Origin of the sequence: Moraxella nasicaprae, assembly GCF_025643275.1 — a bacterium.
Lineage (GTDB): Bacteria > Pseudomonadota > Gammaproteobacteria > Pseudomonadales > Moraxellaceae > Moraxella > Moraxella nasicaprae.
Genome location: NZ_CP089977.1, coordinates 1,223,889 through 1,237,959, shown reverse-complemented (window position 1 = coordinate 1,237,959; position 14,071 = coordinate 1,223,889). Strand labels below are relative to the sequence as shown.

Here is a 14,071-nt window from a genome sequence, read left to right as displayed (position 1 = left end):
AAACTCTCCTGATTAAAAGGTTTGTCATCATTGTTTTGCTAATATAGCACACCCATTGGTGGATTGGCACATCAGGCGATGATGAAAAATGACTGATGGGTCATGATTTTTATTCTAGTGATTCATGGATTTTTGCTATCATTAGCCAAATTTTCACCAAGTAAACATATGTACCCATTCATTCGTCTTGCCAAAACCATTGGCAAAAGCAGTTATCACACCCTAAAAGGCAACACGCTTGCACCAACCGACACCAGTCAGGTTGAGTTTATTTGCAGTATCAATGATATTGATAATTTTTTGGAAATGAACAATGGCAGAATTTTGACCTTGTTCGACTTGGGGCGAAATGATTTTGCCATTCGTTCAGGGCTTGGCAAAAAACTGCTCGCCAATCGCTGGGGCTTAGTTGTCGCTGGTAGCACCATTCAATACCGCAAACGAGTGCGATTATTTGATAAAATTCGCATTGATACTCGCATTGCTGCCATTGATGAACGCTGGTTTTATATTGAACAAGTAATGTATTGCAATGGCAAGCCTGCCTCGCACGCTTTGCTGCGTACAGGTGTTACCAATCTGCTGTCAGGCAAAACCTTGCCAGCACAGACGGTACTTGATGCCATCGGTCATGGCGACCTTATCATCGAGCCAGACACTTGGGTTCAAGCGTGGATTGATGCCGACAAACTACGCACCTTTCCTACAAAATAAGTCATCAAGCCGATAAAAATCCCCAAGCATTTTACTTGGGGATTGTCAGTTAGCGGATTATTGGCGATTTTCCCTCGTTAATCACTTCGGCAGTAACCACCACCTCGCTAATACCTTGCATGCTTGGCAGCTCGTACATCGTATCCAACAAAGCATTCTCAACGATTGAACGCAAGCCCCTTGCTCCTGTTTTTCGCTTCATCGCTTGCTTGGCGGTGGCAACCAAAGCCTCTGGTTCAAAACTTAGCTTCACGCCTTCCATCTCAAACAGATACTGATACTGTTTCACCAAAGCATTTTTTGGCTCAGTTAGAATCTGCACCAATGCCGCTTCATCAAGCTCTGCAAGACTTGCGATGACTGGGAGACGACCGATTAACTCTGGAATCAGACCAAATTTAATCAAGTCCTCCACTTCCACTTCGCCAAACAGCTCAGTAATGCTCGACTCGTCCTGTGCCTTGACATCAGCATTAAAGCCAATGCCTGTCTTCTCAGTACGCTGACGAATGACCTTATCAAGTCCTGCAAACGCCCCACCCACAATCATCAATATGTTACTGGTATCCACCTGAATCATCTCTTGGCGTGGGTGCTTACGACCGCCTTGTGGAGGAATGTTGGCAACCGTTCCCTCAATAAGTTTTAATAAGGCTTGTTGCACACCCTCGCCTGACACATCACGGGTGATGGACGGGTTTTCGCTCTTTTTGGAGATTTTATCAATCTCATCAATATAGATGATGCCCTTTTGGGTCTTTTCGATGTCATAGTCTGCCGCTTGAAGTAGCTTTTGGACAATGTTTTCGACATCTTCACCCACATAGCCAGCCTCAGTCAAAGTGGTTGCGTCCGCCATCGCAAATGGCACATCAAGCATTTTTGCCAAAGTCTGTGCAAGCAAAGTCTTGCCCGAACCTGTCGGTCCAATCAACAAAATATTACTTTTGGCAAGCTCAATCGTTTCTTGATTCTCTTGCTGATTTTGGGCAACTTTTAGGCGTTTATAATGATTGTACACCGCCACTGACAAGGCTTTTTTGGCAGCGTCTTGCCCGATGACATAATCGTCCAAATGCTCTCGTAACTGCTTAGGAGTAGGCAGTGGTTTATTTAGCCATTCCCAAGTCGATTCATGGTCGCTGTCTTGCTCTTTTTCAAAGCTGGTTTTGTCATCGCTTTTTTTGGCGGTCTTGGTTGGTTTTAAGCCCAACAAATCACCACAATTTTCCACGCATTCATTACAAATGCACACGCCCTCTTCGTTGCCTGCGATGAGTTTGTCAATCTCTGGCTTGGATTTACCACAAAACGAACAGCTTGATGGGTCTTTTTTACTCATGATTTTCTCGTTCTGCTCCAATTACGCCAAGGCTTTTGGGCGTTTGTCCAAAACCACATCGACCAAACCATACGCTTTGGCTTGTTCGGCACTCATAAAGTTATCTCGGTCAGTATCTTTTTCCAATTGCTCAACCGTCTGACCTGTATGCTGAGCAAGCAGTTGATTAAGTTTGGCTTTTAGTTCAATGATTTCTCTGGCATGAATCTCAATGTCTGATGCCTGACCACGAAAACCACCCAAAGGCTGATGAATCATGATACGAGAATTGGCAAGTGCGTAGCGTTTGCCTTTTTCACCCGCTGACAACAAAAATGAACCCATGCTGGCAGCCTGTCCCAAGCAAATGGTTGAAACATCAGGCTTGATGAAATTCATCGTATCATAAATCGCCATGCCAGCCGTCACCACACCGCCTGGCGAGTTGATGTACAAATGAATGTCTTTTTCTGGATTGTCCGCTTCCAAAAACAAAAGCTGGGCAACAATCAGATTTGCCATATTGTCTTCAACTTGTCCTGTCAAAAAAATCACTCGCTCACGCAACAAGCGAGAAAAAATATCAAAAGAACGCTCGCCACGACCTGATTGTTCGATAACCATCGGCACAAGTGCGTTTTGCGGTGCATGATAGCTGTCCATCAGCTGATCATAAAAAGGATTATTTTTTAGAGTATTCATAATATTTACCAAAAATCCATTCATCAATAAGGCTAAAAGCCCCAAACAAGCCAATCGCAGGTTTGGGGCTAAGATAAGTTTAACCAAAATTAGCCAAACTTAGGCTTAGATGGCTTGTTGCTGTGCAGCCGCTAGCAGCTCTTGGTATTTGACTTCTTTGTTAGTTACCTTGCCTTGACTTAGTAGATAATCAACCACTTGGTCTTCTAGTACCACAGATTCTACTTGGGCACGCTGAGCTTTGTCATTGGTGTAGTACTCGATGACTTCTGCTGGGTCTTCATAGTTTTCAGCAGCTTCTGCGATGAATGCAGACACACGCTCTTGGTCGATTTCAATTTTTTGACTTTCGATGATTTGGCTAACCAATACGCCCAAACGCACTGCACGCAATGCTTGATCTTCAAACAGTTCATTTGGCAGCATATTAGCGTCAAAGCTGGCTGGGTTTGCACCAAACTGCTGAGCAAAACGGCTTAGCATCAACTGACGCTGACGGTCAATCTCTTGGTCAAGCATTGCTTTTGGCACATCAAACTCATTTTTTTCAAGCAATGCATCAAAAGCCGCCTGCTTGACTTGGTTGCGACCAGCGTGCTTCACTTCACGCTCCATGTTTTTGCGAACATCAGCTTTTAGCTTGTCAAGACCGCCTTCGGTCACACCAAATAAAGCAAAGAATTCATCATTTAATTCTGGCAAAGTTGCAACTTTGACTTCTTTAACTTTGATGGCAAATTGAGCTTCTTTACCTTTTAGGTTTTCAGCTTGATAATCTTCTGGGAAAGTAACCGTGATGGTTTTTTCTTCGCCAGCTTTCATGCCTTTCATGCCATCTTCAAAGCCTGGAATCATACGACCTGAGCCGATGACCAAAGTGTAATCAGTGGCACTACCGCCTTCAAATTTTTCGCCATCGATTGAGCCTTCAAAATCAAAAGTCGCTTGGTCGCCATCTTCAATCGCACCATCTTTGATTTCAAAAGTTTGGCGTTGTTTTTGTAGGTTTTCAATCATCACATCAACATCTTCGTCAGACACGCTGGCAACTTGGCGTTCTACTTCGATGTCGCTTAGACCTTTGACTTCCACTTCTGGGAAAGTTTCAACGGTTGCTTGATATACCAAGAAATCATCTTCTAGCTTAACATCGTCGATGTTTGGCACGCCAACCACACGGATTTTTTCGTTTGACAGTGCTTCAAACACAGTATCACGAATCACATCGTTGATGACTTCTTGTTGGATACCAGCACCATATTGGGCACGAATGTGTGATACAGGCACTTTGCCCTTACGGAAACCATCAATCTTGGCAGTTTTTGCCACGCTGCGGATGCGGCTTTCAACTTGGTTTTGGATATTGCCAACAGGCACTTTAACGGTTAGCTGTGTTTCTTTGTCAGAGATGACATTCACAGAGACTTGTAAATCGCTCATAATTCCACCTTATAAAAATTCAATCAATCATCAATCACTTGATAATCAACATAAAATCTGATTGGCAAAAATGCCATAAAAGTCATTCATTATAGTATTTTTTGGGCAAGATTACAACTGTGTTAGGCAATGCAAATATGGCAGCAGTTTTATTGACAATAAATCATAAAAAATTTCTTATTTATACTTAAAAATAGTATTGATTATCAATATCGGCTGCTGTATACTAAATTCAAAATCCAGCAAAAGTTTTTTGTTTGTGGCGAGCTTGTCAAGCCATAACGAAAAACCGTTTTACCCTTCAACAATCTCAGGGCGAACGGTTTGTACAGTTTTGATATGAATTGAGTGTATTATCACATTGCTATGATTTTTATCATATTTGCAAGCAATAAGTACCAAACCTTAATCATCACATAAAGGATTATGTATGACTGCCAACAAACCCATCTTAACCATCGGTCGCTATCAGCTTGTTTATCGCAGCTCCCAAGATTTTGATTCCTTAGCCAAACAAGAACAAGATGAGAGCATCAACTGGACAATGCTGTACTTGTCTGCCAATATGGGCGTGTTTTTTGCCCTGACTCATCTGATTTTTGGCACACTAGATGGTATCGGCACACCAGTATGGCTGATGCTTGGCGTGGAATTTGTCATCTTATTTGCCGCCATATTTGGTCTAAGAGCGTGGCTGTCCTCATTTAAGCTGATTGACACCAAAAACATCGCCCCTACACCCAGTCAGCACCACCAAGATTGGCTACAAGAAGTCTTGTTGTTCATCTTGGCTTTGCTGGGCGGTGTGCAGTTTTATGCTCGCCATTGGACCGACCTGCCAGCCTCGTCTGGTGTGATGATGGCACTTAATCTGGCTATTTTAGCCTTAGCAGTGCCATACTACATCAGGCAAATCCGTGCTTGGCTTCGCTGATAAAATTAAAGACTGGTTTTGATTTGTTCTAGTAGCTTAGTCATCGCCTGACCACGATGGCTAAGCTGATTTTTTTGGCTTTTTTCAAGCTGTGCTGAGCTTTTGCCAAGTGCAGGCAGCCAAAAAAGTGGGTCATAGCCAAATCCATTATCCCCCACAGGCTTAGACAACACCTCGCCAGACCAGATGCCCTGTGCGATGATGGGTAGTGGGTCATTGGCATGGCGAACAAAGACAAGCACGCACACAAAAAAAGCCGATACCGCCTGCCCTTGTTCAAAATAAGGGGTCAGCTCTTTGATGAGTTTGGCGTTATTGGCGGCATCATCACCGTGCGTACCAGCATAGCGTGCCGAATAGATGCCTGGCATATTACCTAAAACAGGCACGCAAAGTCCAGAATCATCAGCAATGGCAGGCAGTCCGCTGGCACGAGCAGCGTGGCGTGCCTTGATGACGGCATTTTCCACAAAACTTAATCCATCTTCGATGGCGTCATCAATGCCCAATGTCCCTTGTGCCACGATTTGCACTCCCAAATCAGCACCATCAAATAAGGCTTGAAATTCGCTTAATTTACCCTGATTATTACTTGCCAGAACCCAAGTTTGCATTGTACTACCCTCAATGATTTAAGATAATTTTGCTAAAAAATAATCGCATTGTAGCACGATTTGGGGCATAATATGGCACGTTTTGTCATCAGCATGAATGACAAAAAATCATCAATCAACATTCAACAACAAGGAAATAATGATGTCTGTACTTGATTTGACAACCAGCCGATTGGACAGTCGCCTAAAACTGATTGATTTTCGTCAAGCGACCCCAGAAACACTCCAACAATTAACCGAACAAGCATTGCTAGATGCTGAAAATTTCTTGGATAATCTGGGCGACACTAGCCTGCTTAGTCCTGACCAAGCGATTGACATCATCGAACAATTTAATACATTGACCGCCAAAATCGAACGCCCTGCTGGGATATTAATGCACCTAAACTATGTAGTCAGCAACGACAAAATCCGTCACGCACATCACGAAGTTTTGCCAAAATTATCCTCTTTTAGTACCAAAGTTGGACAATCGGTGGCGTTGTACCAAATTTATAAAACCTTACAAGATAATTTTGAACAACTAGATGGTGCATACCAAACAGACGCTCACGCCCAAGCCATCAACAAAGCACTCCAAAACTTCGTGCTATCAGGCGTGGCACTAGATGACGACAAAAAAGCTCAATTTGCCCAAATTCAAAGTGAGTTGTCCTTGCTGAGTGCTAAGTTTGCCGACAACACCATGGACGCCAGTAATCATTATGCTCGTCCATTGCACGCTCACGAACTTAGTGGCATTAGCGAAAATGGTCTGGCACTACTCAAAACTGCTGGCGATAATTATAAGCAAAAAAATCCAGATGCCAAATTGCCAACCGATTATGTGGCAACCTTAGACATTCCGATGTACTTTGCCATCATGCAGTTTGCTGATGATAGAGTCTTGCGTGAAGAAGTCTATCACGCCTACACAACTCGTGCCTCCGACCAAAGCCCTGATACCACAGCGTTTGACAATGCCCCTTTGATGACCAAAATCATCAATCTACGCACCCAAGCAGCAGCACTGCTAGGCATGTCGGATTATGCAGAATACTCATTGGCAACCAAAATGGCAGACAGTAGTGAGCAAATTGAACAATTTTTATTACAGCTTTCTGCTGCCGCTCGCCCAAAAGCTGAAAGCGAATATGCCGAAGTTCAAGCCTTTGGCAAAACCTTAGGCATTGATGAAGTGATGCCTTGGGACATTCCATACATCGAAGAAAAATTACAACTTGCCAAATTTAATCTCACCAGCGATGAGCTTCGTCCTTATTTTCCATTGCCTGTGGTATTAGATGGCTTGTTTGAGATTTGTCGCAAACTGTTTGGCATCACGCTAAGCATCGCCGACAAAGCCGACTACACCGCTTGGCATGATGATGTCTTATTCTGTCAAATTCATGATGAAATCAGCCAAGAGCTGCTGGGCGGTCTGTATCTAGATTTGTTCGCCAGACATGGCAAACAAGGTGGGGCATGGCTTGATGATTATCAAAAACGCAACCTGACCGCCAATGACAGCACATTGCCTGTGGGATTTATCGTGGGTAATTTTGCACCGCCCATTGACGATAAGCCAAGCCTACTCAACTTTGATGAAGTCAATACACTGTTCCATGAATTTGGGCATGCTCTCCATCACATCACCACTCAGGTCAATGTTGCAGCAGTTGCTGGCATCAATGGTGTCGAGTGGGACGCTGTCGAGCTACCCAGTCAGTTTATGGAAAATTTTGCCATCAATGCTGAGGGTATTCGTGCCATCAGTCGCCATATCCAAACAGGCGAGCCTTTGCCAGAAGATAAACTAAATGCACTGATTGATACCAAAAATTTCCAAAAAGGCTTACAGACACTGCGTCAAATGGAGCTGGGTTTATTTGATTTGCGTTTGCATACCAAAACCATCAATCACTTTGGCAACATCGAGTTTGACGACATTCTTGCCGTGATGGATAAAGTCAGAGAAGAAGTGGCAGTCATCATTCCGCCAAGCTACAACCGTTTTGGTAATGGCTTTACGCACATCTTTGCAGGCGGCTATGCGTGTGGCTACTACTCTTACATTTGGGCAGAAGTCTTGTCATCAGATGCCTTTGGCAAATTTGAAGAAGAAGGCATCTATAATCCACAAACTGGCAGAGCCTTCCGCCAAGAAATCCTAGCTCGTGGCAGTTCTCGCTCCGCCAAAGAAAACTACATGGCGTTTCGTGGACGAGAAGCCAATGCTGAGGCTTTATTGCGTCATCGTGGACTAAAATAATGCGTTATCAATCCAATCGACCAAAACGCCAGTTTCTGGCTGGCGTTCGCTGCCCAAAGTGCGGTCAGCTTGATGTCGTGGTGCAAGTGCAGCTTTTCGAACCCGTACCAGATGAATATATTGAATGCACTGTCTGCAATCACCAAGAACGCCGTCCCAGCCGTGAAGAGACCTTACGCATTCAAGAGGAAAATGCCAAAGCTGACGGGGTGGGCGTGGTCAAATTTAGATGAATATCTATCATCAAGATTGATGCCGCACAACTCGCCCATCATCATGGTATGACCTACCAGCTTAGGCACAAAAAATCCGAAGCCAATCAGACTTCGGATTTTTTATTAAGCAGTCGATTATTTGCGTTTTTTACGCTGAATGGCGTGAATCGCACGACCGTCCGCAGACAATGCTGCTTCGTGTACCGCTTCTGATACGGTTGGGTGTGCAAAGGTCATCAATTGCAAATCTTCAACGCTAGACACAAACTCCATCGCAATCATGCCTTGATGAACGATGTCGCCAGCACCCACGCCAACCATGTGTAAGCCCAGCAGACGGTCAGTCTTAGCATCGGCAACTACTTTAATCAAGCCTTGACCTTCGCCCTGTGCCAATGCACGACCGTTGGCAGACAGACTAAATGAACCAGTCTTCACCTCATAGCCTTGCTCAGTTGCTGCTTTTTCGGTCAAGCCAACCCATGCAATCTCAGGGTGAGTATAAATCACGCTGATGATGGTGTCGTAGTTTACTTGGGCTTTTTCGCCATGAATGCGTTCTACCGCCATCATGCCCTCTTCCATCGCTTTGTGAGCAAGCATCGGGCCTCGTACCAAGTCACCAATCGCATACACGCCATCTAGGTTGGTTTTGCATTGGTCATCAACCGCCACCAAACCACGCTCGGTCAATTCGATGCCGCAGCCCTCAGCAAGCAATTTTTCGCTGTATGCACGGCGACCCACGCAGACAATCAGTCTATCAAAGGTTTCGGTTTTTACTTCGCCTTTAACATCAGTGGTTACAACCACCTCGCCATTCACCACCTCAGCGTTGGTAACTTTGGTATCAACACGAATGTCTAGACCTTGTTTTTTCAGCAATTTGGCTGCTTCTTTTGAGATGTCTTGGTCAGCCACCGCCAAAAATTCTGGCATCGCTTCATAAACCACCACTTCTGCACCAAGACGACGCCATACAGAACCTAGCTCCAAGCCAATCACGCCAGCACCAATCACACCAAGACGCTTAGGCACTTCACTAAACTCCAACGCACCAGTGCTGTCCACGATGTATTCGCCATCAGTCTTGGCAACAGGGATTTCGATTGGCACAGAACCAGCCGCCAAAATCACATATTTGGCTGTGATGGCGTGTTCAGCACCATCGTGGTCGGTGAATTTGATTTGTTTTTCGGCAGCTTTGCCATCAACCAAAGTACCCCAACCTTGTAGCCAATCCACGCCATTGCCTTTTAGTAGCCCTGCCACACCTGCGGTCAAGCCTTTGACAATACCGTCTTTGCGTTCTAGCATTTTTGCGATGTCGATATTAACATCGCCTGTGCTGATGCCGTGTTCAGCAAGCTCATGGCGAGTCGCTTCATAACGGTGAGAGCTGTCAAGCAAGGCCTTTGATGGGATACAGCCAACATTCAAGCAAGTACCGCCCAATGCTGGTTCGCCTTTATGAATGCGTTTTTCGATACAGGCCACCGAAAAACCAAGCTGAGCACCACGAATGGCGGCTTCATAGCCACCAGGCCCACCACCGATTACGACTAGGTCATAAGAAGTTTTCATAATTTTTACTCTTTTTTGTAAATGTTCATGTGCAAAGAATTGTCAAGCCTGCATGACTGACAATCCTTTGTAAATCCTTAATCCATCAAGGATTATAGGTCAAGTAATAGCATTGATGGGTCTTCAATCAATTCTTTGATGGTTACCAAGAACTGCACCGCTTCTTTACCATCAATCAGACGATGGTCATAAGACAACGCCAAATACATCATCGGTAGGATAACCACTTCGCCATTGACTGCCATTGGGCGTTCATTAATGGCGTGCATGCCCAAGATGGCGGTTTGTGGTGGGTTGATGATTGGGGTAGATAGCAACGAACCAAAGACACCACCGTTAGTAATGGTGAAAGTACCGCCGCTCATTTCATCAATAGACAGCTTACCTTCACGAGCCTTAATCGCATAATCACGGATACCTGCTTCGATGTCAGCCATGCCCATGTTGTCTGTGTCACGAAGCACAGGTACAACCAAGCCACGGTCTGATGATACTGCCACACCCACATCATAGTAACCATGATAGATGATGTCATCGCCATCGATAGAAGCATTCACCGCAGGGAAGCGTTTTAGGGCTTCGGTGGCTGCCTTCACAAACAATGACATAAAGCCAAGTTTAACACCATGACGCTTCTCGAAACGGTCTTTGTATTTGGCACGCAAATCCATCAATGGCTTCATGTTCACTTCGTTAAAAGTGGTCAGCATTGCGGTTTCTTGAGTGGCAGATAATAGGCGTTCGGCGATACGCTTACGCAGACGAGTCATCGGCTCACGCTTCTCAATACGCTGACCCACCGCAGTAGCAATCACTTGACCATTGTCGCCTTTTAGGGTTGGGTTAATCATGTCTGATTTGGTTACTCGTCCACCACGACCCGAACCTTGTACATCAGCTGGGTTGATGCCTGTTTCTTTGGCAGCTTTACGAACTGCTGGCGATTGGTCTTTAAATTCTGCTTCATTGCCCGATGCAGCAGCAGGAGCGGCGGCAGGAGCAGCAGCAACTGGCACAACTGGATCTGGTGTAGCAGCAGGAGCTGCGGTGGCTGTTGCACCTGCTTCAAAATGTGCCACCACTTCGCCTGACAAAACAGTGTCATCAACATTTTTAACAATGCTAACAACCACGCCATCATCAGGAGCAACGATTTCTAGGACGACCTTATCTGTTTCAACTTCGGCAAGCAACTGGTCACGGCTCACTGCTTCGCCTTCGGCAACATGCCACTCAACAATCGTGCCATCTGGTACTGATTCTGGGAATACTGGGGCTTTGATTTCAGCCATAATAAACTCCTTGAAAGTTTATAAACATCTAATAGTTAGTTAAAAAAATCAAAGACAGCCAAAACGACCTATTCGCTTTGGCTGTACGAATTATTGTAATTGGTCAGCAGTGACGCCCAATGCATCTGCAACAACCGCTTTTTGTTGTTCGTTATGCATTTTTGGCGAGCCTGTGGCAGGTGCAGCGGCAGCTGGGCGAGTTGCCATCACAATCTTAGCTTGACTTGCTTTTGGTACCGTGTGATACAGTTCAGGCATGATGAAGTAGCACGCACCCTGATTGTGTGGCTCTTCTTGTGCCCATACCACTTCGGTCAGATTTGGATATTTGGCAAGCTCTGCCAATACTCGCTCTTCTGGGAATGGATACAACTGCTCAATACGCACGATGGCAACATGGTCTAGACCCAGTTTACGGCGTTGTTCTAGCAATTCATAGTACACCTTACCACCACAAAGCACCAGACGAGTCACTTTGCTGTTGTCAATCGCATCAATCTCTGGCAATACCGTTTCAAACTTACCAGACGCCAACTCTTCTAAGGTTGAGGTAGCCAGTGGGTGACGAAGCAATGACTTAGGCGACATTACCACCAATGGCTTACGCACAGGGCGTACCACCTGACGACGCAATGCGTGGAAAATCTGTGCTGGTGTCGTTGGTGTGATGACCTGCATATTCTCCTCAGCACATAGCTGCAAGAAACGCTCCAAACGAGCTGATGAGTGCTCAGGGCCTTGACCCTCAAAGCCGTGCGGTAACAGCATCACCAAGCCACACAGGCGTTGCCATTTGGTTTCGCCAGATGAAATAAACTGGTCAATGACAACCTGAGCACCATTGACAAAGTCACCAAACTGAGCTTCCCAAATCACCAATGCATTTGGAATGGTGGTGGCATAGCCGTATTCGAACGCCAGTACCGCTTCCTCAGACAGCAATGAATTGTAAGTAGCAAAGCGAGCTTGACCCTCTGAGATGTGTTGTAGTGGAATGTACAAGCTGCCATCATTCATGTTATACAATTCAGAATGACGGTGTGAGAAAGTACCACGACCCACATCTTCGCCTGTGATACGCACCAAGGCACCTTCATCAACCAATGATGCGTACGCCAAAGTCTCAGCAGCACCCCAGTTTAGAGGCTCTTCGCCTGTTTGCATTGCTAGGCGTTGCTCAACCACTTTGGCAACTTGGCGTTGTAATGCAAATCCTTCTGGCACTTTTGACATTGCCACGCCATAGGCTTTAAGTTTATCAATCGCAACACCAGTATCAAAATCATCTTCAAGCTGATGTCCAACATAAGGAGTCCAGTCCACAAATAGCTGTGTATCTGGTTTTTCAACCAAACCTTTGGCAACAAACTCGCCACGATCTAGCGACTGACGATAATCATCTTCAAATTTGGCACTTTCTTCGCTGCTCAACACGCCCTCGCCAATCAACTTATCAGCATATTTGGTACGAGTGGTTGGTAGTTTTTTGATGACGGCATACATTAAAGGTTGGGTTGCTGATGGCTCATCAGATTCATTGTGACCATTACGGCGATAGCAGAAAATATCAATGACGATATCTTTGCCAAAGGCTTTGCGATAATCGACCGCAAGCTGGCTGGCAAATACCACCGCCTCAGGGTCATCACCATTGATGTGTAAAACTGGTGCATGAACCATCTTGGCAACATCAGTACAATACTCGGTTGAACGAGCGTCTTCTGGGCGAGAAGTGGTAAAACCAACTTGGTTGTTAATCACAATATGAACTGTACCGCCTGTCTTATAGGCACGAGTTTGTGACATTTGGAAGGTTTCTTGGTTTACCCCTTGACCTGCAAAAGCAGCATCGCCATGCACGATGATTGGCAATACGGTGCTGTTGTCAATATCAAATCCGTAGCCCTCGCTGCGGCGAGCTTGTCTGGCACGCACAGAACCTTGTACCACAGGCGAGACGATTTCTAGATGCGATGGGTTAAAGGCAAGTGCCAAATGCATCTCTCCGCCTTCGGTCATCACATTAGAACTAAAACCATTGTGGTATTTGACATCGCCAGAACCAATCGTTGGCTGTACTTTGCCGTCAAACTCATCAAACAAGGCACTTGGGTTTTTGCCCAAAATGTTCACCAAAAGGTTTAGACGACCACGGTGTGCCATGCCAATCACGACTTCTTTTGAGCCTTGTGCCCCAGTGCGTTGTATCATTTCGTGTACCGCAGGAATGAAGCTTTCGCCCCCTTCCAAGCCAAAACGCTTAACGCCAGTATATTTACGAGCCAGATACTTTTCTAGACCCTCAGCAGCCGTCAATCGTTCAAAAATTTCCAACTTTTTGGCTTTATCAAAAGCAATCTTACCCTGCTTAGATTCGATGTAATTTTCAAACCATTGCTTCTCTGCGGTGGTATAAACATGGGTATATTCATAGCCAATGCTCTGGCAGTAGATACTTTCTAGTGCAGCGATGATTTCGCTTAGTTTGGCAGAAGTTTTGCCAATGGCTAAATCGCCCACCGAAAAGACGCTGTCCAAATCAGCATTGCTTAATCCATAAAAGCCCAATTCAAGCTCAGCCACTGCTGGACGCACCTGCAATCCCAATGGGTCTAGGCTTGCTTTTTGATGACCCAAGCGACGATAAGCCTCAATCAGCCCAGCGACCGCCATCTGTTTTGGATTGGCACTCTCGCCCTCGCTCATCGCTGCTGGCTTGGCGTTTGTTTGATTGCGAGCCAATAGCAAAAATTGCTCTTTAATGGCATTATGCGGTGCATCAGTGTCTTGACGATAAGTCTCAAAATAACTCTGCCAATCCTCGCTGACGCTCTGCTTATCCGCCAAATATTGCTCATACAGTGCCTCAACATAGGCGGCACTATCCGCTGCCAATTCGGTGTTCGAAAAAGCCACCGTATCTTTACTGTTTGTCATTGTCTTTCGCCATGTTAGTCAAAAATCCAAAGTGCCAGCCGAACCAAATTCATCTAAAAACGGCATG

Annotated in this window: 11 protein-coding genes; 4 read left to right on the top strand and 7 right to left on the bottom strand. The window is 45.4% G+C overall.

The features are described 5' to 3' along the window. Positions 1-168: 168 nt before the first annotated feature. A complete protein-coding gene (locus LU297_RS05825; RefSeq protein ID WP_263075619.1) occupies positions 169-714 on the top strand; it encodes an acyl-CoA thioesterase in 546 nt (181 codons plus the stop codon). A 49-nt stretch (positions 715-763) separates the two neighbouring features. On the opposite strand, the gene clpX is transcribed toward LU297_RS05825, so the two are convergent. The 3 genes from clpX to tig form a co-directional block, all read right to left on the bottom strand. Beyond that, a complete protein-coding gene (gene clpX / locus LU297_RS05820; RefSeq protein WP_263075618.1) occupies positions 764-2,056 on the bottom strand; it encodes an ATP-dependent protease ATP-binding subunit ClpX in 1,293 nt (430 codons plus the stop codon). Positions 2,057-2,077: 21 nt separating this feature from the next. Continuing rightward, positions 2,078-2,698 (bottom strand): ATP-dependent Clp endopeptidase proteolytic subunit ClpP, encoded by a 621-nt coding sequence (gene clpP / locus LU297_RS05815; protein ID WP_263077342.1) that lies wholly within the window; start codon positions 2,696-2,698, stop codon positions 2,078-2,080. A gap of 144 nt (positions 2,699-2,842) precedes the next feature. Then, positions 2,843-4,180, bottom strand: a complete 1,338-nt coding sequence (gene tig / locus LU297_RS05810) for a trigger factor (protein ID WP_263077341.1) — start codon at positions 4,178-4,180, stop codon at positions 2,843-2,845. A gap of 427 nt (positions 4,181-4,607) precedes the next feature. Here tig and LU297_RS05805 point away from each other — a divergent pair, with 427 nt between their 5' ends. Further along, the gene (locus tag LU297_RS05805) at positions 4,608-5,111 is read left to right on the top strand and encodes a hypothetical protein (RefSeq protein WP_263075617.1); all 504 of its coding nucleotides are present in this window, start codon (positions 4,608-4,610) and stop codon (positions 5,109-5,111) included. A 5-nt stretch (positions 5,112-5,116) separates the two neighbouring features. Here LU297_RS05805 and rdgB read toward each other — a convergent pair whose 3' ends face one another. Then, entirely contained in the window at positions 5,117-5,725 is a 609-nt protein-coding gene (gene rdgB, locus LU297_RS05800) for an RdgB/HAM1 family non-canonical purine NTP pyrophosphatase (RefSeq protein WP_263075616.1), read from the bottom strand. Between the two features lie 142 nt (positions 5,726-5,867). Here rdgB and LU297_RS05795 point away from each other — a divergent pair, with 142 nt between their 5' ends. Next, on the top strand, positions 5,868-7,976 hold the full coding sequence (locus LU297_RS05795) for a M3 family metallopeptidase (RefSeq protein ID WP_432806234.1): 2,109 nt from the start codon (positions 5,868-5,870) through the stop codon (positions 7,974-7,976). Next, a complete protein-coding gene (locus LU297_RS05790) occupies positions 7,976-8,209 on the top strand; it encodes a YheV family putative metal-binding protein (RefSeq protein ID WP_263075614.1) in 234 nt (77 codons plus the stop codon). Before LU297_RS05795 ends, LU297_RS05790 begins: the two co-directional genes overlap by 1 nt. 117 nt (positions 8,210-8,326) lie before the next feature. On the opposite strand, the gene lpdA is transcribed toward LU297_RS05790, so the two are convergent. The 3 genes from lpdA to LU297_RS05775 all read right to left on the bottom strand — a co-directional run bounded on the left by lpdA (position 8,327) and on the right by LU297_RS05775 (position 14,004). Further along, positions 8,327-9,775, bottom strand: a complete 1,449-nt coding sequence (gene lpdA, locus LU297_RS05785; RefSeq protein ID WP_263075613.1) for a dihydrolipoyl dehydrogenase — start codon at positions 9,773-9,775, stop codon at positions 8,327-8,329. 92 nt (positions 9,776-9,867) lie between these two features. Further along, the gene (gene odhB / locus LU297_RS05780; protein WP_263075612.1) at positions 9,868-11,067 is read right to left on the bottom strand and encodes a 2-oxoglutarate dehydrogenase complex dihydrolipoyllysine-residue succinyltransferase; all 1,200 of its coding nucleotides are present in this window, start codon (positions 11,065-11,067) and stop codon (positions 9,868-9,870) included. Positions 11,068-11,157: 90 nt separating this feature from the next. Beyond that, positions 11,158-14,004 (bottom strand): 2-oxoglutarate dehydrogenase E1 component, encoded by a 2,847-nt coding sequence (locus LU297_RS05775; RefSeq protein WP_263075611.1) that lies wholly within the window; start codon positions 14,002-14,004, stop codon positions 11,158-11,160. Positions 14,005-14,071: the final 67 nt, after the last annotated feature.

Bases quoted from the DNA above. Each gene is read 5' to 3' on its own strand.
- LU297_RS05825 (WP_263075619.1), top strand. From the start codon at position 169: ATGTACCCATTCATTCGTCTTGCCAAAACCATTGGCAAAAGCAGTTAT.
- clpX (WP_263075618.1), bottom strand. From the start codon at position 2,056: ATGAGTAAAAAAGACCCATCAAGCTGTTCGTTTTGTGGTAAATCCAAG.
- clpP (WP_263077342.1), bottom strand. From the start codon at position 2,698: ATGGACAGCTATCATGCACCGCAAAACGCACTTGTGCCGATGGTTATC.
- LU297_RS05805 (WP_263075617.1), top strand. From the start codon at position 4,608: ATGACTGCCAACAAACCCATCTTAACCATCGGTCGCTATCAGCTTGTT.
- rdgB (WP_263075616.1), bottom strand. From the start codon at position 5,725: ATGCAAACTTGGGTTCTGGCAAGTAATAATCAGGGTAAATTAAGCGAA.
- LU297_RS05795 (WP_432806234.1), top strand. From the start codon at position 5,868: ATGTCTGTACTTGATTTGACAACCAGCCGATTGGACAGTCGCCTAAAA.
- LU297_RS05790 (WP_263075614.1), top strand. From the start codon at position 7,976: ATGCGTTATCAATCCAATCGACCAAAACGCCAGTTTCTGGCTGGCGTT.
- lpdA (WP_263075613.1), bottom strand. From the start codon at position 9,775: ATGAAAACTTCTTATGACCTAGTCGTAATCGGTGGTGGGCCTGGTGGC.
- odhB (WP_263075612.1), bottom strand. From the start codon at position 11,067: ATGGCTGAAATCAAAGCCCCAGTATTCCCAGAATCAGTACCAGATGGC.
- LU297_RS05775 (WP_263075611.1), bottom strand. From the start codon at position 14,004: ATGACAAACAGTAAAGATACGGTGGCTTTTTCGAACACCGAATTGGCA.